The organism is Crassaminicella profunda, assembly GCF_019884785.1.
GTDB lineage: Bacteria > Bacillota > Clostridia > Peptostreptococcales > Thermotaleaceae > Crassaminicella > Crassaminicella profunda.
In genome coordinates this window covers 3817511-3839920 of the sequence record NZ_CP082326.1, presented here as the reverse complement: position 1 = coordinate 3839920, position 22410 = coordinate 3817511, and the positions used below count along the sequence as shown (strand labels likewise).

Annotated in this window: 14 protein-coding genes, 1 CRISPR repeat array and 1 other annotated feature (1 of these 16 running past the window's edge); of the genes, 12 read left to right on the top strand and 2 right to left on the bottom strand. The window is 31.7% G+C overall.

The genetic code is table 11. The features are described from left to right. Positions 1–344: 344 nt before the first annotated feature. Entirely contained in the window at positions 345–1733 is a 1389-nt protein-coding gene (locus K7H06_RS17715; protein WP_223037342.1) for a sodium:solute symporter family protein, read from the top strand. Positions 1734–1923: 190 nt separating this feature from the next. After that, on the top strand, positions 1924–3093 hold the full coding sequence (locus K7H06_RS17710; protein WP_223037341.1) for a class I SAM-dependent methyltransferase: 1170 nt from the start codon (positions 1924–1926) through the stop codon (positions 3091–3093). A gap of 288 nt (positions 3094–3381) precedes the next feature. Here the strand turns inward: K7H06_RS17710 and tyrS are convergent, their stop codons facing one another. After that, positions 3382–4608, bottom strand: a complete 1227-nt coding sequence (tyrS, locus tag K7H06_RS17705) for a tyrosine--tRNA ligase (RefSeq protein WP_223037340.1) — start codon at positions 4606–4608, stop codon at positions 3382–3384. A gap of 50 nt (positions 4609–4658) precedes the next feature. Then, positions 4659–4860: a binding site (T-box leader), on the bottom strand. 181 nt (positions 4861–5041) lie between these two features. Between tyrS and K7H06_RS17700 the strand changes: the two genes are divergently transcribed. Further along, on the top strand, positions 5042–5506 hold the full coding sequence (locus tag K7H06_RS17700; protein WP_223037339.1) for a QueT transporter family protein: 465 nt from the start codon (positions 5042–5044) through the stop codon (positions 5504–5506). A gap of 39 nt (positions 5507–5545) precedes the next feature. Here K7H06_RS17700 and K7H06_RS17695 read toward each other — a convergent pair whose 3' ends face one another. Next, complete coding sequence (locus K7H06_RS17695; RefSeq protein WP_246637566.1) at positions 5546–6616, bottom strand: sodium:calcium antiporter; 1071 nt, start codon at positions 6614–6616, stop codon at positions 5546–5548. Between the two features lie 317 nt (positions 6617–6933). Between K7H06_RS17695 and K7H06_RS17690 the strand changes: the two genes are divergently transcribed. The 9 genes from K7H06_RS17690 to K7H06_RS17650 all read left to right on the top strand — a co-directional run bounded on the left by K7H06_RS17690 (position 6934) and on the right by K7H06_RS17650 (position 18581). Beyond that, the gene (locus K7H06_RS17690; RefSeq protein ID WP_223037338.1) at positions 6934–8733 is read left to right on the top strand and encodes a methyl-accepting chemotaxis protein; all 1800 of its coding nucleotides are present in this window, start codon (positions 6934–6936) and stop codon (positions 8731–8733) included. A 120-nt stretch (positions 8734–8853) separates the two neighbouring features. Continuing rightward, positions 8854–9432: a TerD family protein gene (locus K7H06_RS17685; protein WP_223037337.1), complete on the top strand. Its 579-nt coding sequence runs from the start codon at positions 8854–8856 to the stop codon at positions 9430–9432. A 118-nt stretch (positions 9433–9550) separates the two neighbouring features. Then, the gene (locus K7H06_RS17680; protein WP_223037336.1) at positions 9551–10231 is read left to right on the top strand and encodes a TIGR00266 family protein; all 681 of its coding nucleotides are present in this window, start codon (positions 9551–9553) and stop codon (positions 10229–10231) included. A 129-nt stretch (positions 10232–10360) separates the two neighbouring features. Then, positions 10361–10972, top strand: coding sequence for a TerD family protein (locus tag K7H06_RS17675; RefSeq protein WP_223037335.1), 612 nt, complete (start codon positions 10361–10363; stop codon positions 10970–10972). A 21-nt stretch (positions 10973–10993) separates the two neighbouring features. After that, positions 10994–11575 carry a TerD family protein gene (locus K7H06_RS17670; protein WP_223037334.1) on the top strand — a complete coding sequence of 194 codons (582 nt, stop codon included), beginning with the start codon at positions 10994–10996 and terminating at the stop codon, positions 11573–11575. A gap of 300 nt (positions 11576–11875) precedes the next feature. Beyond that, positions 11876–13066, top strand: a complete 1191-nt coding sequence (locus tag K7H06_RS17665; RefSeq protein WP_223037333.1) for an HpcH/HpaI aldolase/citrate lyase family protein — start codon at positions 11876–11878, stop codon at positions 13064–13066. Continuing rightward, positions 13017–15521: a phosphoribosyltransferase gene (locus tag K7H06_RS21495; protein ID WP_223037332.1), complete on the top strand. Its 2505-nt coding sequence runs from the start codon at positions 13017–13019 to the stop codon at positions 15519–15521. The genes K7H06_RS17665 and K7H06_RS21495 overlap by 50 nt, the downstream gene beginning before the upstream one ends. After that, positions 15505–16305: an HAD family hydrolase gene (locus tag K7H06_RS17655; RefSeq protein ID WP_223037331.1), complete on the top strand. Its 801-nt coding sequence runs from the start codon at positions 15505–15507 to the stop codon at positions 16303–16305. Before K7H06_RS21495 ends, K7H06_RS17655 begins: the two co-directional genes overlap by 17 nt. Before the next feature lie 281 nt (positions 16306–16586). Beyond that, complete coding sequence (locus tag K7H06_RS17650; RefSeq protein ID WP_223037330.1) at positions 16587–18581, top strand: methyl-accepting chemotaxis protein; 1995 nt, start codon at positions 16587–16589, stop codon at positions 18579–18581. 542 nt (positions 18582–19123) lie between these two features. After that, a CRISPR array of direct repeats spans positions 19124–22410; the repeat unit is 37 nt; unit sequence ATTGAAGAGGATAATCCATTAAAACAAGGATTGAAAC (it continues 332 nt past the right edge of the window).

Here is a 22410-nt window from a genome sequence, read left to right as displayed (position 1 = left end):
ATCATATAGAGATCAGCTTGTAAAAGTGAATAGTATACCTTATAATGCATCCAATATTTTTAGCAAAATGTTTGTAAATATAGGAGATTTCATTAACCATGAAGTAAAAATCCCATGGAACAAGCGAAAATCTATAGGAATATATGATAAAATAGGTAATTGTAAATATTCTGTAAATTATACATAAATTTTCAAATCACCTATTATATATTAATCTTTATATTGAATAATGTAAAGTGCAAAAAATAGAGCACATTTGTCAAAAAAATTTATAAATATTCATTATTAGTTGTAAAAGAGTGGTAAAATGATAATGAAAAATGATATAGAAAAGAGATGATCATATGATTACACCTGTCCATTATTTTAGTACTTGTATAACCCTTTTATTTGTATCTTATTTAGGATACCATACTACAAAGAAGGTAAAGTCTTCTCAGGACTTTGCTGTAGGAGGAAGAAGACTAAGTGGTATTCAAGTATCAGGAAGTATTATTGCTACCATTGTTGGAGGAGCTTCTACCATAGGGACAGCTCAATTAGCCTTTCAAAAGGGAGTGAGTGCTGTATGGTTTACTTTAGGAGCAAGTATAGCCTGTTTATTTTTAGGACTATTTATGGCAGGACCTTTAAGAAGAGCTGAAGTAGATACGATCCCACAGTTTTTATCTAGGACTTATGGGGTGTATGCAGGAATTGCTGCAAGTGTACTTACTTCATTTGCTATATTTGTACATATTACAGGGCAAGTACTTTCAGCAGTTGCAATACTCACTTCTATATTTCATGTAGGGGTAATTATAGCAGTTTTCATAAGTATTATATTGATTATATCTTATATATTTTTTGGAGGGTTTTTAGGAACGAGTATGGTCGGTATTGTAAAATCTATTTTACTGTATTTTACGTTAATCATTAGTGGAATAATTGTTTATAATTATTTTCATGGAATGAGTGGATTAGCAGCTACTTTTCCTAAAGAGCCATGGTTTAATTTATTTAGTGATGGTATATATGCATCTATTGCTCAAGGATTTTCAATGGTTGTTGGGATTACTTCTACTCAGACCTATTTACAAGCAATGTTCTCAGGAAAAGATGAAAAAGAATCAAAAAAAGGAGCTTTTATTTCTGCTTTGTTGATTCCACCTGTAGGGTTTATATGCACATTAATCGGTTTATATATGAGAAGTGTAAATCCTGGAATCATCCCCAAAGAAGCATTACCAACATTTATTATTACCTATTTAAATCCCTGGATTGGAGGGATTACCATAGCAACACTCATTATATCTGTTATTGGTACAGGAGCAGGTTTAACTTTAGGGATTAGTACTATGATTAATCGAGATATCTATGTAAAATGTATTAATAAAGAGGCAGATGATCAAAAACAATTATTGGTTTTAAGAAGCTCTGTATGCATCATTTCTCTTCTCACAATGATGATGGTTTTTACAAATATGGATTCTCTTATATTAGAATGGGGATTTTTATCTATGGCATTAAGAGGAACAACCATATTTATTCCTTTACTAGGGGCATTATACTTTAAAGAAAAGGTAAATCCATTGGCAGGAATTGTTGCAATTATTGTAGCTCCTATTATTTCAGTATTGTGGGGAATATTTGGGATAGAAAGTATCAATTCTCTATATATTGGTTTAGGTAGTAGTTCTATTTTATTAATTGGAATTTCAATGTTTTCTAAGAAAAAAGAAGTAAATAGTTAATGATTTACCCCTATCTTTTAAGATTGGAAATAAGGTATACTTGTATTGATAATAAAATCTTATTGAATAGTTTAGATTGATACATTACATGATATGTCTCGTGATAAAATCTGTGAAACAATTTTCATAGTTTAAATAAAGAATATTAAATTTAATGCTATGGAATGAATCATGAAAGGAAGAGATTTCTATGGATAAAATACATGAACTTGTAGAAAAAATTCTAAAAGAAGAATCTTTGATTTATTTTGTTTTAAGCAATATAAGAAAAAAAGATCCGGAAATGTATGATAAAGTAACCATTCGTCCTGTTATTTTAAAGGATAAAAAGGTCTATCAGTTTACATACAATTATCAAAAGAAAGTAAACCATGAAAATTTAAAGGAAGAAGAAATGATTGAAAAGGTAATGACTTTGTTTGAACAATTTAAGCAAGGACAGATCTTTACCAATGAAGCAGATTATCAAATACTTATCAGTAAAAAGTTTAAAGTAAAAATATTAAAAAAACCTCCTACAAAAGAAGCTACAAACTTAGAGCATAATAGAAAGAAAAAATATATATTATCTGAAGGAAAGCCTAATCCCTTCTTGATTCGGCTTGGTGTTATGAATGAAAAAGGAAAGGTACTCGCAAAGAAATTCGATAAGTTTAGACAAATCAATCGCTTTTTAGAAATGGTAGAGGATATCATGCCCTATCTTAATAAGAAAGAAAAAAGGGTGAACATTATTGATTTTGGTTGTGGGAAATCTTATTTAACCTTTGCTTTATATCATTATCTTGTGGAAGTATCAAAGCTGAATGTAAATATTATTGGATTAGATTTGAAAAAGGATGTTATTAGAGATTGTAATGAGATTGCTAAGGATTTAGGATATGAGGATTTAAAATTCATGATTGGAGATATTGAACATTTCACAGGCGTAGATAAAGTAGATATGGTTGTAACACTTCATGCATGTGATACGGCAACAGATGCAGCACTTACAAAAGCCATAGAGTGGGATGCAGAAGTGATTTTATCTGTTCCATGTTGCCAGCATGAATTATTTAGACAAATTCATAATGATGTGATGAAACCTATATTAAAGCATGGGATTTTAAAGGAAAGAATGTCAGCTATTGTTACAGATAGTATAAGGGCAAATATACTAGAGATCATGGGATATCAAACACAGATATTAGAATTTATCGACATGGAACATACCCCAAAGAATCTACTTATTCGGGCTGTAAAGACGAATACAGTTTCTTGTGAATCTATAGAAGAATATAAAAAGTTGAAAGCTTTCTTAGGTGTTGATCCGTATTTTGAAAGGGCCTTAGGGGATCGATTATATGAAAAGCTAAAGTAAAGATCATTTATGAAAGAATAGAGTAATAGTCGTATAAAAAAAGGGTACTGACAATCTTGTGGATAGATAGAGTGAATATATGTATTTACCCACAAGAACTCAATAAAAGACAATCTTTATCCACAAGTAATAAAAGGGGTTGTTTTAGAATATAAAAAAGATGTAGGATTTTTAAGAATACATGCATCATTTGTATAAGATATAGTTAAAAGCACTATGAATGTTATTGAAATTCATAGTGCTGATTTTTAGCTTTAAAGTGAAATATTAAATTTTAAAGTAAAGATTTTAAACCAATTTTACTTGATGATATACTTTTTTTCCTTTTTTTATCATCATGATTCCATCTTTAAAATCTTCTGCTTTGACACTGTGTTTCATATCTGTAACCTTTTCACCATCTAAAGAGATTCCACCTTGTTGGATTAATCTTCTTGCTTCACCATTAGATGAAGTAAGTTGAAGTTTTGTAAGAAGTGACATAAGGCCCATTCCTTCTGCAAACTCAGAACGAGGGATTTCAGTAGTGGGTACATTTGTACTAGCAGGACCTTTTCCAAATAATGCTCTTGCTCCTTCTTGTGCTTTTGTTGCTTCTTCTTCACCATGAACTAGTTTTGTTACTTCATAAGCTAAAATCTCTTTTGCTTTGTTGATTTCTGCTCCTTCTAGAGCTCCTAATTTTCTGACTTCATCCATTGGAAGGAATGTAAGAAGACTTAAGCATTTTTCTACATCTGCATCATCTACATTTCTCCAGTATTGGTAGAAATCATATGGACTTGTTTTCTCAGGATCAAGCCAAAGAGCACCAGCCTCAGTTTTTCCCATTTTCTTTCCTTCACTTGTTGTAAGAAGTGTAAAGGTCATACCATAAGCGGATTTGCCATCTACTCTTCTGATTAGGTCAGCACCATTAATGATATTAGACCATTGATCATCTCCACCAAGCTGTAGTTTACAATCATATTTTCTGTTAAGCTCTAAGAAATCATATGATTGCATAATCATGTAGTTGAATTCAAGGAATGATAGACCTTTTTCCATACGGCTTTTGAAACATTCGGCTGTAAGCATTCTATTTACAGAGAAATGTCTTCCAACTTCCCTTAAAAAAGGAATATATTCTAAATTCATTAACCAATCGGCATTATTGACCATAAGGGCTTTTCCTTCAGAGAAATCCAAAAACTTTGATAATTGCTTTTTAAAGCATTCACAATGATACTGAACTGTTTCTGGTGTCATCATTTTTCTCATATCTGTTTTTCCAGTAGGGTCTCCTACCATGCCAGTTCCACCACCAACTAATACAATTGGACGATGACCTGCACGTTGCATGTGCATCATTGTAATAACTTGAAGAAAGTGACCTACATGTAAACTATCAGCAGTAGGGTCAAAACCGATATAAAAAGCAACAGATTCTTTCCCAAGAAGTTCTCTGATTTCATCTTCATGAGTGGTTTGCTGAATAAATCCACGTTCTTTTAGTACATCAAAAATATTGCTCATTGTAAAACCTCCTTATGTTTATAAAAAAATAAAGGGCCTTCTCATCCTAGTCTAAGGACGAGAAAACCCGTGGTACCACCTTAATTTGCTTAAAGCCTCAAGCCACGATAACGAGTGGGAACCGTCGAAGTTTTTAGCTTCGAAACTCCAGCGTGTAATTCATCCTACTATGTGCTATAGACTTTTCACCAACCAGCCTATTCTCTGAGATTGTAACCATAGCAGACTACTAAAAGCTTTCACTGTTTTTTGCTTATAGAACTATTCTATCCCATATTAACATAAGTATGTATAGGATGACAAGGTAGTAAAAAAATTAAAATTTTCTTCCATTGACAACTTAGTAGAAAACTGCTAATATGAAGGTTGTCTTTCAAGATAGTTGTCAGTTCGCAATATCCTGACAATAAACAAAACTACGGAGGGTGAAAAAATGAAAAAAACGAATTATTTAGTGCAGGCAGCCCTTATTGGGGCTATTTATGCTGCTCTAACTATTGTATTTGCTCCTATTAGTTATGGGCAAATTCAGGTAAGAATCTCGGAAGCATTGACGATTCTGCCAATGTTTACACCTGCTGCTATTCCAGGATTATTTGTTGGATGTGTTGTAGCAAACATCTATGGTGGTGGGGGAATGATTGATATTGTGTTTGGAAGTTTAGCTAGCTTATTAGCGGCGTTTTTATCTTATAAGATGCCAAGAAAATGGCTAGTACCTATGCCACCTGTCATCGTAAATGGAATCATTATAGGGTTTGTTCTAAACTATCTTTATGATTTACCATTGATTATTACAATGGGGTGGGTAACATTAGGGCAATTGATTGCTTGCTATGGGTTAGGATATCCATTGATTGTAACGTTAGAAAAATATAAGGATAAGATTTTCAAATAAAAAATACGCTAATATCTAAATGAGATATTAGCGTATTTTTTATCCAAGTAAATTTAGTGGAATTAAACCTACTGAAACACCGAGTACATATAAAATGAACAATCCATAAACAACTGCCATAATAGGTGCATCCTTTTTGCTGACGCCATCTTTTTTAAGAAGTAATACTGCTGTTGTAATCATGGATAATAATAAGAAACCAAAGATCATAATATTATCACCGAAGTTTACAGGAATATCTTTTCCTGCAATGACCATGGGTACACCTAAGCATATACAAATATCGAATATATTTGAGCCTACAGCATTAGATACGGCCCCATCTGCATCTCCCATTTTAGCAGATTTTACAGATAAAAGCGTATCTGGAATAGATGTACAAGCAGCTAAGATGATTACAGAAACAAGCATTGTTGGTATATTTAAGGTAGAAGAAATGACTAATGCGGACTTAACAATAGCATCACAGCTCACCCATAAAAGTGCACTGGTGATGACGATTACACCAAATATTTTTGAGTAAGGCATATCAATGAAGTCTTCATCTTCTCCCTCTTCTTTAAGTTCATGCTGTAATTCTGCTGTAACAGCAATTTGTTCTCCAAGAGTAAGATTTTCTCTATATCTCTTTGTTTGATAATACAAGGTTATGATGTATCCTATGTAGATACAGATTAAAACCATTCCTGAAGCAGGTGAAAACTTTCCAACATAAGTTGTACCTACTAATGTCAAAATACTGATCGTGTAAAAAACCATATCGCGATAAACACCAGATCGATCTGCTTTCAATTTATCTGTTCCTTGATAGGCAAATATAGAAAGCATTGGGATTAAGAGAACATTAAATATTCCTGAACCAGCGATAGTAGGAACCCCTATATCAGCAAATTCTTTATAAATGATTACAGCAACCATAGCTGTTGAAAATTCTGGAAAAGATGAAGCAACAGCATCAAAAGTTGCGCCTCTTACAGAATTTGGAATATTTAATTTTAATCCTAATACATGTAAAACATCTCCTAATTTATCTGATGCTTCATTGATTACCCATGCGGCAACAAATAGCATAAGTATAGCAATCCATATATTACTAATCCAATTAAACAATGAGATCTCCTCCTCATAAGTATTTAACTTTTATTATAACACATAGGAGAGTCTTTTAAAGAAAGACTTTTATGGTCATACCCTATATTTTATCAGTTTATAGAAACTTTCTCAACCAATTATACAGATATTGGTTAAATATAGTAATATTTAATCAATATTCTATATTTAGGAGGAATTTGTGGTGAATATGTCGAAAATTTGTTAGATGTGAATAGGAAGCTATATTAGGTGTGTGATTGTATAAGTTTAAATGTTTACAAACACATATCTTTATTCAATATAATTTTATAAGATGAATGAAAAGGGGTGCACATATGGAAGAAAAAAAGAAAGTAAAGCTGAACAAGTCACAAGAGAAAAAAAAGGAGAAGAGACCGAATAAGCCTAAAAAGGAGAAAAAGAAAAAAACACATGTAGGAATATGGAATAATTTAAGGATAGGGTATAAATATGGAGTGGTTTTAGCAATTGTATTTGTTTTCTTTATTATGTCTGCAGGATTAGCTATTAATACCATACTTAATATAAACCAAAATATAAAGAAAATTGAAGCTACTGACCAACGTGCCATTATGATTACCCAAATGGGGTCAATATTTAGAGAAAAGGATGTAAAAATTGGAGAATTTATTTTTTATGGACAGGATACTTATTTTAATGAATATGAAGAAACAAGAGTAGAGTTTATGACTTTAATAGATGAAATAGAACCTATGATGAATACAAACGAGTTACAGTTTTTATTTGATCGCATTGTAGACAATGAGAAAAAAGTAAAGAGCATGGTAGAACAATATATTGTCCAAGCAGTAAAATTCAAAGATCATGCCAAACTTATGGATGCAAAAAGAACAACTTCTGTAATTCGAAAAAGTACAGTAGCTTTGTTTGAAAGAATAAAGGAAGAGGTAGAGAAGGATCGTAAGGTTGAAATTAAGAAGGCTCATGATAGTATGGAAGCAGCTATCAAAATACTTGTTATTACTGGTGTGTGTGTTATTTTATTTAGTGTGATTATTATGATTATAATCAGTAGAAAAATAAGAAATCAATTAAGTAATGTTATTCAAATCACCAATAAAGCAGCACAAGGAGATCTTACAATAAAGGCACTTGATTATAAGGGAAAAGATGAGATTGGTCAATTAGCAGCTTCTATTAATCAAATGGTCAACAATCTTAGAGGGATGATGAATGAAGTATTACATGTATCAGGAGAGGCAAACAAACAAACGGATGCTTTCATAAATATTGCAAAAGAAGTAAGAAGAGGAAGTGAACAAATTGCAGCGACTATGCAGCAAATGGCAGTAGGGGCAGAAGAACAGGCAAATTCATCAACAGAGATTGCTCATGCTATTAATAATTTAAGTAAATTAATAGAAGAGACAAACCTAAAGGGAGAAGAATTAAAGAAAAGTTCAGAAGAAGTAATGACCGTAGCAGATTTAGGAAATCAACAATTACTTATATCTGTAGATCAAATGGATGTGATCAATCATGTTGTAAAAGATTCTGTAGATAAGGTAAACAGATTAAATCATAAGACCCAAAATATATCTCAATTAATTAATGTAATCAATGAAATTTCAGAGCAGACAAATCTTCTTGCCTTGAATGCAGCTATTGAAGCAGCAAGAGCAGGGGAAGCTGGTAGAGGGTTTGCAGTTGTATCTGAAGAAATTAGAAAACTTGCTGAGCAAGTGGGAAATTCTGTTTCTGAGATTAGAGGAATTGTTGAAGATATCCAAAATGAATCAGACAACATGGCAAAATCGTTAGAAGATGGATATAAACAAGTAGAAGATGGAACAGAACAAATCAAGAAAACAGAAGAATCTTTTAACAAAATCAATGAAGAAGTAAAAGACATGGCACAAAAAATTCAGCATGTATCCAAGAACTTAGAGAAAGTTACTTATCATAGTGGTGAAATTGGTTCTTCTATAGAACAAGTTGCAGCTATAGCAGAGGAAAACTCAGCATCTATTGAACAAACATCTGCCCTTGCACAGCAAGAAGATAGTTCGATGGAAATGATGAGAGAGGAAAATGAAAAAATGATTGCTTCTATAGAAAATTTAAAGATTTTAGTAGATCAATTTAAGTTATAGAGGTATATTTTTAGTGAATTTGAAAAATACTTCACAAATAGAAGGAATTTAGCTGAAAATGAAGAATCCTTAATAAGGATAAGTAGCTGAAAAGAAGATAGAAAAATAGGAGGTTTTAGCATGGCAATTAGTTTACAAAAAGGACAAAAGGTAGATTTAACAAAAACAAATCCAGGTCTTACAAAAGTATTAGTTGGTTTAGGATGGGATGTAAACAAATATGATGGTGGAAAAGATTTTGACTTAGATGCTGCTGCTTTCATGCTAGGAGAAAATGGAAAGGTTGCAAGTGAAAAAGATTTTATCTTCTATAATAATCTAAAGGATGCAGCTCAATCTGTAATGCATCTTGGAGATAACCTAACAGGTGAAGGGGATGGAGACGACGAGCAAATAAAAATCGATTTAAGTAAAGTACCTCAAAATATACATAAAATTGATTTTACAGTTACAATTCATCAGGCTACAGAGAGAAACCAAAATTTTGGACAAGTATCTAATGCTTTTATTCGTATTGCAAATGAAGCTAGTGGAGAAGAATTGATTCGATATGATCTTGGAGAAGATTTCAGTATAGAAACAGCTGTTGTAGTTGGAGAACTTTATCGACACAATGGAGAATGGAAGTTCAATGCAGTAGGTAGTGGATTCCAAGGAGGATTAGGAGCTCTTTGTGGAAACTTTGGATTAAATGTATAATATTTAAAAAGGGAGAGTCAATTCTTGGCTCTGCTTTTTTTATAACATCTAATAAAGAATCAAAAAGATTTAGATGTAAAAAAGCTATTTTAACAAGTTTTTTAAAAGGAGAGAAAAAATGGATTATAAAATACTATATGAAGAAGCATTTCCATTGGTACAGATTAGTTTAGGAAAAGGAGAAATGGTCAAAGCAGAATCAGGTGCAATGGTATCTATGGCAAATACTATTGATGTGGAAGGTCGTGCAGAAGGTGGATTGATGAAGGGGCTAGGCAGAATGCTTGCAGGAGAGAAGTTTTTCTTTCAAACTCTTGTGGCTAATCGTGGACCAGGAGAAGTATTGTTGGCACCATCTGCCCTTGGTGGAGTTGTTGATGTAGAGTTAGATGGTTCTTATAGCTTATGTGTACAAAAAGATGGCTTTTTAGCAGCAACACAAAACATTGAAGTAGCGACACAAATGCAGAACCTATCAAAGGGATTGTTTTCAGGAGAAGGCTTTTTCATTGTAAAAATCAGTGGAAGGGGTACAGTATTCCTTAATTCCCTTGGGGCAATCCATGCTATTAATATCCCTCAAGGAGAAGAGCGAATTATAGACAATAGTCATTTAGTGGCTTGGCCGGAATATATGCAATATACCATTGAAAAAGCAGCAAAGGGATGGATTTCGAGTTTTACTTCTGGAGAAGGATTAGTTTGTAGATTCAGAGGTCCTGGAACAGTTCTTATTCAAACTAGAAATCCTGGTGGATTTGGTTCATGGGTAAGACAATTTGTTTCTTCTTCAAAATAATAAAGAAATTTGAAGAAAAAAGGGATAAATTTAAGGAGGAATTTTTTGAAAAAGTTAGAATTAGTAATATTATGTAGAAAAATTCCTTTTTTGTTGGAAAAGTAACCTTATTATTAAGGAGGAGTAATCATGGCAATTAATTTACAAAAGGGTCAAAGAATTGATTTAACAAAATCAAACCCTGGACTTTCTAAAATCATGGTAGGACTTGGATGGGATCCAGTTGAGCAAAAAAATACAGGAGGCTTTTTATCAGGTCTTTTGGGAGGAAAAAAGGCTCCAGAAATCGATTGTGATGCATCTATAATCATGCTAGATGCTAATGGAAAACTTACTAGAAAACAAGATCTTATCTATTTTGGAAATTTAAGAAGTACTTGTGGAAGTGTTGTTCACTCAGGAGATAATCTTACAGGTGGAGGAGAAGGAGATGACGAACAAATTTTTGTAACTCTTGATCTTGTACCTAATAATATACAAAGATTAGTATTTGTTGTAAACATTTATGATTGCATAAGAAGAAAGCAAGATTTTGGATTAATCAAAAATGCATTTATTCGCGTGGTAAATGGGGGAAATATGCAAGAAGTTATTAGATATAATCTCTCAGATGATTATGCAGGAAAAACAACTTTAATGGTAGGAGAGATTTATCGTCATAACGGAGAATGGAAGTTTGGTGCTATCGGCGAAGGAACAAATGATGCATCACTTAGTGAAATTGTAAAAAAATATGCATAAAGGATAAAGGAGCTGAAACGTATGGGTATTAATTTGTCAAAAGGACAAAGAATTGATTTAACAAAATCAAATCCTGCACTTAAAAAGATTATTGTAGGACTTGGATGGGATACCAATAAATATTCAGGAGGATATGATTTTGACCTAGATGCTTCAGCATTTTTAGCTGGAGAAGATGGAAAAGTAAAATATGATCAAGACTTTGTTTTTTATAATAATTTAGAAGGTGGAAATGGTTCTATTATTCATACTGGAGATAATAGAACAGGAGAAGGGGACGGGGATGATGAAGAAATCAAAATCGATTTTTCAAAAATTCCTGAGCATATACATACCATTGGTATTACGGTTACAATTCATGATGCAGTACAAAGATCACAAAACTTTGGACAAGTTTCCAATGCTTATGTTCGCGTTGTAAATGAAGAAACAAACGAGGAAGTACTTCGTTATGATTTAGGGGAAGAATTCTCTGTTGAAACAGCTTTAGTTGTTTGTGAAATTTATCGTCATGGTGGAGAATGGAAGTTTAATGCCATTGGTAGTGGATTTCAAGGAGGATTGGCTGCCCTTTGTAAAAATTATGGGCTTCAAGTAGACTAAATAATTTTTTAAGATAAAAAATAGGAAGGAAACCCAAAGCGTTTTGCGTTTTGGGTTTTTTTGCAACTCTTTCGAAAAATGTTTTTTATTGCTTTGTAGAAATATTATAAAAAAATTACTGATTTTTCTATTTGTTTTCATAGGTTTTATTGATACAATTTCTATATAGATAAATAATTCAAAAATAAAGAAAAGTTACTAAAAGGATTTTATCTTCTCACATTGTATGATTAAGTTTTAATCGTGCTAATCCATAGATATGTGTAGAAATAAATAAGAATATTTAAAAGGGGATTAGGTATGAGATATTTTAGTTATTTAACGGACGAAGAGATTAAAGATATTTTTTATTCTCCTCCAGAAGCCTTTTATAGAGATGATCCAAAAAAAATATTATCTTATGGGCTGGGTGCAGTTTTATATATGCCTGCTACAAAAGATAATATTGTACAAGATATTATAGAGAAAAAGAATACAGGTATGGTGTCTATGGTCATGTGTCTTGAGGATGCTATTGGAGACAAGGCAGTGAGAGAGGCAGAGCAAAAGGTAGAGGATAATTTAAAAGCTTTATCAGAAGCCATAAAAAATGGTAAATTAGAGGATGAACAGATTCCACTTATTTTTTTAAGGGTAAGAGATCCAGAGCAGATGCTTAGGATGGCAGATAAAATTAATGAAAACTTATCTCTTCTCACAGGTTTTGTATTTCCTAAGTTTTCATGGAGGAATGGAGAGATCTTTTTAAAAAATTTAAAAAAGATCAATAGCATTCTAGGGACAAAACTATATGGTATGCCAATTTTAGAAACAGCAGATATCCTTTATAAAGAAACTAGAATAGGAGCGCTCAATGGTATAAGGGAAATACTTGATGAATACAATGATTTAGTACTGAACATAAGAGTAGGTGCTACAGATTTTTCAAGTCTATTTGGTATTCGAAGAGGATATGATATGACCATTTATGATATTTCTGTTATCAGGGATTGTATTGCAGATATACTAAACTATTTTACAAGGGTAGATAAGGGGTATGTTGTATCTGCTCCTGTATGGGAGTATTTTTCAAGTGGGGATAGAGTATTAAAACCTCAGCTTAGGAGAAGTCCTTTTGAAGAGGCTTATGGATCAGAAGGGATTGAAATTCGAAGAGAATTATTAAATGCGTATTTAGATGGACTGATTCGTGAAGTATTACTAGACAAAGCAAATGGCTTTATGGGAAAAACTATTATTCATCCAAGTCATATTGCACCTGTACAAGCATTATATGTGGTAAGTCATGAAGAGTATATGGATGCATTAAGTATTATAAAAAATAATGATGGCAGTGTTGGTGTTATGAAAAGCCAGTATGAAAATAAAATGAATGAAATCAAGCCACATCTGAATTGGGCAAAGAAAATACTAAAAAAATCAAAAATATATGGGGTGTATCATGAAGGACAAAACTTTACAAGCTTGCTTACCAGAAAAACACATTTATAACATCTTAAATGATTTACGTGTAACCATAGATATTACAAAAAATCCTTACAAGATTCCTATGGATAAGCTATTTTCAATGGCGGCAAGAAAAAATAAGAAAAGAGGATTTTTATTTGTCAGTAAAGTCCTTGGAAAGCATATTCCAGTAATTCCTCAAATAGCTTTGCTTACAGGAGCTTTACTTGCCAGGGAATTGATGAAAGAAGTTTACAAAAGTGATCTCTTTCATACAGAAGAGATCCTTAAAGGAATAGTAGATCAGAAAGAATCTGAAAAAATATATGAAAAGATCAGAAAACAACCTATTCAACTACCAGAGAAAGCTTTGTTTATCGGATTTGCAGAGACAGCTACAGCTCTTGGACATAGCGTGTTTGAAAATTTTGAAAATGCAAGGTATATCCATACAACAAGAGAAAAACTTTTAAATATTGAAGAAGGTTTTCACTTTGAAGAAGAACATTCTCATGCCACTACCCATGGATTTTATCCATTAGATAAAAATTTACTTCAGTCAAAAGAACCTATTATTTTGGTAGATGATGAGATTACAACAGGAAAAACAGCAGTAAATATTATTGAAGCTATTCAAAATAAATTTCCAAGAAAAGAATATGTAGTCGTGTCTATACTAGATTGGAGAAAAGAAGAAGATTTAAAAAGATATGAGGAATTAGAGAACAGATTGGGGATAAAAATCCATACGGTTTCTTTGGCGAAAGGAGCTATAGAGGTAGAAGGAAAGCCAGTAGAGGATGTATCTTTTGAGAAAGAAAATAGAGAAGATGTGATAAAACCAGAAATTAATATTGTTAGACTACAGGATGAAGAGTCCTATTTTAAAAAATTATTATTTTCATCCATTGACAGTAAAGAAAAAATAAACACATGTCCTTATTTAAAGGAAACAGGAAGATTTGGGATAAAAAGTGAAGAGGGTCAAGAAATCGATTATGCATGTAAAAAAATAGGAGAGTCTTTCAAGAAAAAAAGAAAAGGACAAAAAACCCTGTGCCTTGGTACAGGAGAATTTATGTATATCCCTATGAAGATTGCAGCCTATATGGGGGAAGGGGTAATGTATCATTCTTCAACAAGAAGTCCTATTCATCCATCTAAAGAATCAGAATATGCCATAAAAAATGCGTATGTCTTTAAAAGTCCGGATGATCCTTCTATTATGAATTATCTTTATAATATTTCTTATGGATATTATAATGATTGTTTTATATTCTTCGAACGGGAAGTTTCTAAAAATAGAATAGGTATAGTAATGGATGTTCTAAGGAATTTAGGTATTCCATATATAAATGTTATCATCTGTTCAAGTAATGATGAATTGCCAGAGCCTAGTAAAATAGGAAGCTATGAAAAGAATGATGTTACCTTTCTTTTAAAAGATATAAGTAATATTATGGAAGAGAAGGGAACAAAGGAGCGTGAAAGATTAATTCAGAGTGGAACCCATTATTCTGAAATGCTTCCAGTAGAATACAAGCCTACAAAAGAATATATTGATCTATTTCATATTTCCTTAAAGGAATCAGCAAAAAGATTAGCTATAGCTGTAGGTGTTGTTGCTGAAAAGATTCTAAGCAATAGAGGAAAAGATACAGTACTCGTATCCTTAGCAAGAGCAGGAACCCCTGTAGGAATACTCATTAAGCGTTATATAGAATATAAATATGATTTAAGTCTTCCTCATTACAGCATATCTATTATAAGAGGAAAAGGCATTGATGAAAATGCTGTAAAATACATGTTAAAAGAACATCCAGACAAAAATATTCAATTTGTAGATGGATGGACAGGAAAAGGTGCTATTACAAAGGTTTTAAGTAAGGCATGTGCCGAGTTTGAAGAAAAATATGGTATTCACTTAAATAATGATTTGGCAGTATTAGCAGATCCAGGACATTGTGTATCTACCTATGGTACAAGAGAGGATTTTTTAATTGCTAGTGCATGTTTAAATTCTACTGTTTCAGGGTTGGTAAGTAGGACAGTACACAGAAAAGATTTGATAGGACCAAGAGATTTTCATGGAGCAAAATATTATAAAGAACTAGAAAATGAAGATGTATCAAAGCTTTTTATAGAGACTATTGTAAAAGAATTTAAAGAAGTAAAAGATTTGATTGCAATGGGGAGCAATGAAGTAGAAGAATCTATTCCTACGTGGGCAGGACTAAAGGACATTAAAACCATACAAGAAGCATTTAAAATTGAAGATATCAATTTAATCAAACCAGGGATCGGGGAGACTACAAGAGTATTATTAAGAAGAATTCCATGGAAGATTCTAGTTAAGGATAGAAAAAATCCTAATCTAAAGCATATTTTACTATTAGCAGAGGACAAAAACGTATCTGTTGAAATTTATCAAGATATGACTTATGAGTGCTGTGGAATTATAAAACCTTTAAAGGAGAAAAACAATGATATTTGCAAGTGATTTGGACCGTACATTAATTTATTCTAAAAAATTTATTTCAAAGGGTGAAGGCATAAGATTAATTGAAAAAAAAGAGGATGAAGAAATATCTTTTATGACAGAAAATGCAATCAGAGGACTAAAAGAATTAAGCAAAGATCTATTATTTATACCTGTTACAACTCGTACTATTGAACAGTATAAAAGAATTAGCATTTTAGAAGAGATTGCACCAAAGTATGCTATTACTAGTAATGGGGGGAATATATTAATAGACGGAGAAATAGATACAGAATGGAATGACTTGGTTCAAAAGAAAATAAAAGAAGATTGCTTGCCCCTTGAAGATCTTTTATCAAAATTTAAAGAGATTGCATCTGATGATTGGGTCATAAGAAGAAGAATGGCTGATGACTTGTTTACTTATTGTATTGTTGATAGAGAAAAGATTCCTATGGAAAAGTTAGACTTATTTATGGATTGGTTAGAGGCTAGAAATTGGAAGGTATCTTTACAGGGAAGGAAGTTATATTTTGTTCCACACTATGTATGTAAATGGAAAGCCCTGGAGCATATAAAGGAACGAGAAAATATAGATTTTATTATTTCAGCAGGAGATTCTCTCCTAGACCTTCCCATGCTAAAAGGAGCGGATATAAGCTTTGCTCCTCCACATGGTGAAATTTATAAGATTCATAGGAATAATGAAGAAGCAGAAAATATTATTTTTACAGAAAAAGAAGGGATTTTTGCTGCAGAGGAAATACTAGAGAAAATAAATGGTTATGCAAGGAGTATTGGATAAATAAGTGGTGTATGCCACTTATTTTTATGGGAAATAGCTAGAAAAGAATAGCTTGTGGAAAACGTAGAAAACTCTAGAGATTTCAAGGATACATATATAAATGTTGAATTTACTTTAAAAATTGAATGAATTCTATTAAATTTAGCAATTTAGATACATCGTCCTATATTAATGATTGGTATATACTATAAAATGCGGTAAATTATAATATATTTACCATCAGCTAATGAAAAATAGTCAAATGATTAGATCATTCAATCATTAAGAAAGGAATGAGAAATATGGAAAAGAAATCAAAGAAAACGGGAATAAGATTTAAGTTAATTACAATATTGGTACTTCTCATTGCATTACCATTAGTTTCTTTAGGGACAAATGATTATTTAAAATCAGTAAGTGTAACAGAAAAAGAATTAAAGGACTCTTCGTTACAGACAATAGAACAATTAAATTTATCTGTTGATAATTACTTAGGGGGGATAGAAAGCTTTATAAACTTTATATCGAATGAAGAAGACATTAGGCAAATTTCCTCTAATCCAGATGCATTAGCAGATGTATTGAAAAAATTTGATAACTTTAAAAAGTCTCGTAAAGATATTGAATCTATATATATAGGAACAAAAGATAAAAAGGTATTTCCTCAACCAAGTCAGAGTTATGATCCTACCCAAAGACCTTGGTATATAGAAGCTGTAAAGAAACAAAATCTGTCATGGACACAACCATATGTGGATAACACAACGAAAAAATGGATCGTTTCAGCAGTTAAACCTATATATGATGAAAAGAATCAACTTGCTGGAGTACTAGCAGTAGATATAGGATTAGATACTCTAGCAGAAATGTTAAACAATGTTAAAATAGGACAAAAAGGATATCCTTTTGTAGTAGATGGAAGTGGAATGGTTATATTTCATAAAAATGAAGGTGTTATAGGAAAGACGCTACCTGTAAAAAAAATACTTGAAGTCATGGGAAAAGATAAGAATGGCATTGTAGATTATGACTGGGATGAAGAAGGGATAACTTATAAAAAATTTGTTGTATACAGTACATTGGATAAACTAAACTGGAAAATTGCAGCGGGTATGTATATAGATGAAATACAAGAAAAAACTGCGAGCATATTAAAAAATACCCTAATGGTTGGGGGAATTGCACTGCTTATTGCAATAGGAATTGCATATGCATTTGCTACCTCTATTACCAATCCTATTAAAACCCTTGTGCATGATATGAAAAAGGTAAGTGAAGGAGACCTTTCCATAAGAAGAAAAATAAAAAGAAAAGATGAAATCGGTCAGTTAGGGATTCATTTTAATACGATGGTAGAGGACTTAGCAAAACTTACAAATCGTATACAGGAGGTATCTACGAATATTACTTCATCTTCTCAAAATTTAGCTGCAACTTCTGAACTAACTAGTTCAGCTGCAGAAGAGGTAGCAGCAGCTATTGATACCATTGCAAGGGGCGCAACAGATCAAGCTACTGATGCAGAGAAGGGAGCAAACCTTACAATAAAATTAGCGGATAACTTTAATGAATTGACAACCAATTTTGATCATATTAAAAAATCTGCTGAACATGTGATGCATACAAGTGATACAAGTATGGATATGGTGAATGAACTAAAAGAAAAAACAGAGCTCAATAACCAAGGAACCCAAGCTATTGAAGGAGCTATCATTGATTTAGACAATCGAATAAAAGATATAGGAAACATATTAGAAACCATAGATGCTATTGCGGATCAGACAAATCTATTAGCACTCAATGCTTCTATAGAAGCAGCAAGAGCAGGAGAAGCAGGGAAAGGATTTACAGTAGTTGCAGAGCAAATCAGAAAACTTGCTGAAGAATCAAGAGTATCTTCTCAGGAAATCAAAGAAATTATTGTAAATGTTCAAGATGAAAGTAACAATACAGTAGGCATTATGAAAGAGGTAAAAGACAGATCCAAAGGACAGACAGAATCAGTTGTAGAAGTATATGGATCATTTGAAAAAATATCGAATGAAGTACATGGTATTACAGAAAAAATTGAACAACTTAGCGATTTTGCAAATCATATAAATGAAGATAAGGATATTATTGTAAAAGCCATAGAAAATATTTCAGCAGTATCTGAAGAAACAGCTGCATCATCAGAAGAAGTGAATGCTTCCATGCAGCAGCAAGCAATGGCAGTAGAACAAATTGCAGAAGCTGCAGATAAATTAGATAATCTTTCTATGAAATTAAATGAAGAAATGAGTAGGTTTAAAATATAGAGAATTAAATAGTATTTTTAAGGAGATTGAAAAATTTATCATAAATGGATCTTTGCGTGTGTTTATTTGTAATATCTATAGAAACTGATACAATAAGAAAAAATGAGAGCAGTTAGAAACTGTATCTCATTTTTTTTATTCTAATTCTTATATTGCATAAACAATATAATTATTCTAGGTTTATTCTCGTTAGATTTTTTTGCCTAATGTGAAAAATTATGTAGGCTGTTATTTCTATCATATTTAGTATGTAGATAGATTGCTGACAATGGAAATATATGATAAACTCATAAAAGAAAGATTTATCTTAAAAAAGGGAATCCTAAAGAAAGAACAAAGACTTATAAAGCTTTGTTCCTATAAAATTATTGACAAATTTGGAGACTAACCTTTGTAATTAAGTAAAATCAATAACTAGAAGGTGCTGTTTATGGGTGAAAAACAAGGGTGTTTACATCATATCTTTATGATTTTTACCAAAAAAGAGCTATTTAAAAATATCAATAAATCTAGCTATTCGAAACCCTACAGCCTATATAGCTATTGAAGAGGATAATCCATTAAAACAAGGATTGAAACAACATAAAATCCTCCTATTCCTAATAATACCAAAATATTGAAGAGGATAATCCATTAAAACAAGGATTGAAACCTTTTTGTATATAACCTATCGTTACACATTTTTTACATTGAAGAGGATAATCCATTAAAACAAGGATTGAAACAAAATATTAAAGATAAGAAAAGCCAGTAAGGCAGGATTGAAGAGGATAATCCATTAAAACAAGGATTGAAACTGTAAGTCCTAATGCTACACCTTGGGCATCAACATTATTGAAGAGGATAATCCATTAAAACAAGGATTGAAACTGATACAACTTCTGTTTATGCAAGAAGCGTTGAAATTGAAGAGGATAATCCATTAAAACAAGGATTGAAACTAAACTCTGCATTTTCATGTATTTCAGCCGTATCAAATTGAAGAGGATAATCCATTAAAACAAGGATTGAAACGAGGACTTGCAGGAAAAATTGCAGGATATTCTTAATGGATTGAAGAGGATAATCCATTAAAACAAGGATTGAAACTTTAGGTAACAAAACTCTTTAAGTATTGGTATATCATTGAAGAGGATAATCCATTAAAACAAGGATTGAAACTTGAGAACGAAGAGAAGAAAGAACCTGAAAAAGAGCATTGAAGAGGATAATCCATTAAAACAAGGATTGAAACGTAATTATGGTTACATTTCAAGATCATAAGATCAGATTGAAGAGGATAATCCATTAAAACAAGGATTGAAACTTTTCTTAGGATCTTTTAGAGTAGCAGCAATCTTAATTGAAGAGGATAATCCATTAAAACAAGGATTGAAACAGTATTGGTATATCTGTACTTGAAGTATATTTTTCTAATTGAAGAGGATAATCCATTAAAACAAGGATTGAAACATGCTGCGTGGTTCATTATAAAATCCATGTTTAACCTCATTGAAGAGGATAATCCATTAAAACAAGGATTGAAACCTGAATTTGAATATGTTTTCTCTAAGTGTTTTCTTATTGAAGAGGATAATCCATTAAAACAAGGATTGAAACATTCTTCCGCTAATTCCCTCGTAATTAATCCCTAAACTATTGAAGAGGATAATCCATTAAAACAAGGATTGAAACTGTTGTTTATATATATAATATTATCAGATTTATATTATATTGAAGAGGATAATCCATTAAAACAAGGATTGAAACAATATGCAAGGCAAGTCCTACTATAGCTCATTTAAATTGAAGAGGATAATCCATTAAAACAAGGATTGAAACCTATATCTATTATGATCAATTCTTTCATGTTCAATTATTGAAGAGGATAATCCATTAAAACAAGGATTGAAACGCAAACTGCACAAATCTCATGATTGGCATTGCCTTAAATTGAAGAGGATAATCCATTAAAACAAGGATTGAAACACATTCTGTCCTATAACCACTACATCTTTCCTATCATTGAAGAGGATAATCCATTAAAACAAGGATTGAAACATATGTCTTGATTTTGAACATTTGTATATTCGTTTTGATTGAAGAGGATAATCCATTAAAACAAGGATTGAAACATGCTCTACTAGCTATTCCAATTAAATTGAATATATTATTGAAGAGGATAATCCATTAAAACAAGGATTGAAACAGGTGTTTATCTAATTGTTCTGGTGTTACATTTGAAATTGAAGAGGATAATCCATTAAAACAAGGATTGAAACATTACTTTTCTAAGTTCACTTGAATCTGATTTTCCACATTGAAGAGGATAATCCATTAAAACAAGGATTGAAACATTTGTCTAATTCTTCGCCTGTCATGTTCAATACACATTGAAGAGGATAATCCATTAAAACAAGGATTGAAACGTAATGATAAAATTGATATAGGCAAGCCATATCTTCATTGAAGAGGATAATCCATTAAAACAAGGATTGAAACTTCTGGTTTTGCTCATTTCATGCGTTTTGTTTTCTTTATTGAAGAGGATAATCCATTAAAACAAGGATTGAAACTCTAGAACTAATTCAGGGCCACTTCCATCCGCAAGCATTGAAGAGGATAATCCATTAAAACAAGGATTGAAACTCACTCAATCTTCCTTTTTTAGTCTTAACTTCTATAATTGAAGAGGATAATCCATTAAAACAAGGATTGAAACTTGAAAAATCTTGATTTTATTGCGATTGGTTTTTCTATTGAAGAGGATAATCCATTAAAACAAGGATTGAAACTCGTTTTCTACTATTCTTTCTTCACTATAAGGTATATATTGAAGAGGATAATCCATTAAAACAAGGATTGAAACGATACATCTAGCAACATCCACTTAACATTTCCAATACAATTGAAGAGGATAATCCATTAAAACAAGGATTGAAACAAATGTATGATGATCTAAAAATCAATAATGAGTGTATTGAAGAGGATAATCCATTAAAACAAGGATTGAAACAAAAAACTTTTCCCTAATTCTTTTTGGAATTCTTCAATTGAAGAGGATAATCCATTAAAACAAGGATTGAAACAAGTACTTAGTAAACTTTCAATCTCAGTACAGTGGATTGAAGAGGATAATCCATTAAAACAAGGATTGAAACATGAAAATCATAGAGGGGAATCATCCCCTCGCACTATCATTGAAGAGGATAATCCATTAAAACAAGGATTGAAACCAAGCTCATATTCTTCATTTGTTCTCTCTATCCCTAATTGAAGAGGATAATCCATTAAAACAAGGATTGAAACCAGATGTTAAAAAACAAAATAGAGACTTATTGGTATTGAAGAGGATAATCCATTAAAACAAGGATTGAAACAAGTATAGATCCACTGCTTTCTTCAACATATTTTCATTGAAGAGGATAATCCATTAAAACAAGGATTGAAACTAAAAAATTATGCGAAATTCAACCACCAGAACAACCAATTGAAGAGGATAATCCATTAAAACAAGGATTGAAACTTATATCAATAAAATACTTTCGAGTTATCTGTATTAATTGAAGAGGATAATCCATTAAAACAAGGATTGAAACGGTAATAAGTGTGATGCTGAAAAAGTTTCAGTAGTATTGAAGAGGATAATCCATTAAAACAAGGATTGAAACAAAAAGCTTTAAAATGGAACGAGATTAGAAAAATAATATTGAAGAGGATAATCCATTAAAACAAGGATTGAAACTTATAACATATTAATCTTCAAGAAACCACTTTCCAATTGAAGAGGATAATCCATTAAAACAAGGATTGAAACTTCTTATATATTCAGATAGTGAGCGTCCTGCAT

Coding starts and splice junctions, on each gene's coding strand:
- tyrS (WP_223037340.1), bottom strand. CDS start 4,608: ATGAGCAATATTTTTGATGTACTAAAAGAACGTGGATTTATTCAGCAA.
- K7H06_RS17670 (WP_223037334.1), top strand. CDS start 10,994: ATGGGTATTAATTTGTCAAAAGGACAAAGAATTGATTTAACAAAATCA.
- K7H06_RS17685 (WP_223037337.1), top strand. CDS start 8,854: ATGGCAATTAGTTTACAAAAAGGACAAAAGGTAGATTTAACAAAAACA.
- K7H06_RS17690 (WP_223037338.1), top strand. CDS start 6,934: ATGGAAGAAAAAAAGAAAGTAAAGCTGAACAAGTCACAAGAGAAAAAA.
- K7H06_RS17700 (WP_223037339.1), top strand. CDS start 5,042: ATGAAAAAAACGAATTATTTAGTGCAGGCAGCCCTTATTGGGGCTATT.
- K7H06_RS17665 (WP_223037333.1), top strand. CDS start 11,876: ATGAGATATTTTAGTTATTTAACGGACGAAGAGATTAAAGATATTTTT.
- K7H06_RS17680 (WP_223037336.1), top strand. CDS start 9,551: ATGGATTATAAAATACTATATGAAGAAGCATTTCCATTGGTACAGATT.
- K7H06_RS21495 (WP_223037332.1), top strand. CDS start 13,017: ATGAAGGACAAAACTTTACAAGCTTGCTTACCAGAAAAACACATTTAT.
- K7H06_RS17715 (WP_223037342.1), top strand. CDS start 345: ATGATTACACCTGTCCATTATTTTAGTACTTGTATAACCCTTTTATTT.
- K7H06_RS17655 (WP_223037331.1), top strand. CDS start 15,505: ATGATATTTGCAAGTGATTTGGACCGTACATTAATTTATTCTAAAAAA.
- K7H06_RS17650 (WP_223037330.1), top strand. CDS start 16,587: ATGGAAAAGAAATCAAAGAAAACGGGAATAAGATTTAAGTTAATTACA.
- K7H06_RS17710 (WP_223037341.1), top strand. CDS start 1,924: ATGGATAAAATACATGAACTTGTAGAAAAAATTCTAAAAGAAGAATCT.
- K7H06_RS17675 (WP_223037335.1), top strand. CDS start 10,361: ATGGCAATTAATTTACAAAAGGGTCAAAGAATTGATTTAACAAAATCA.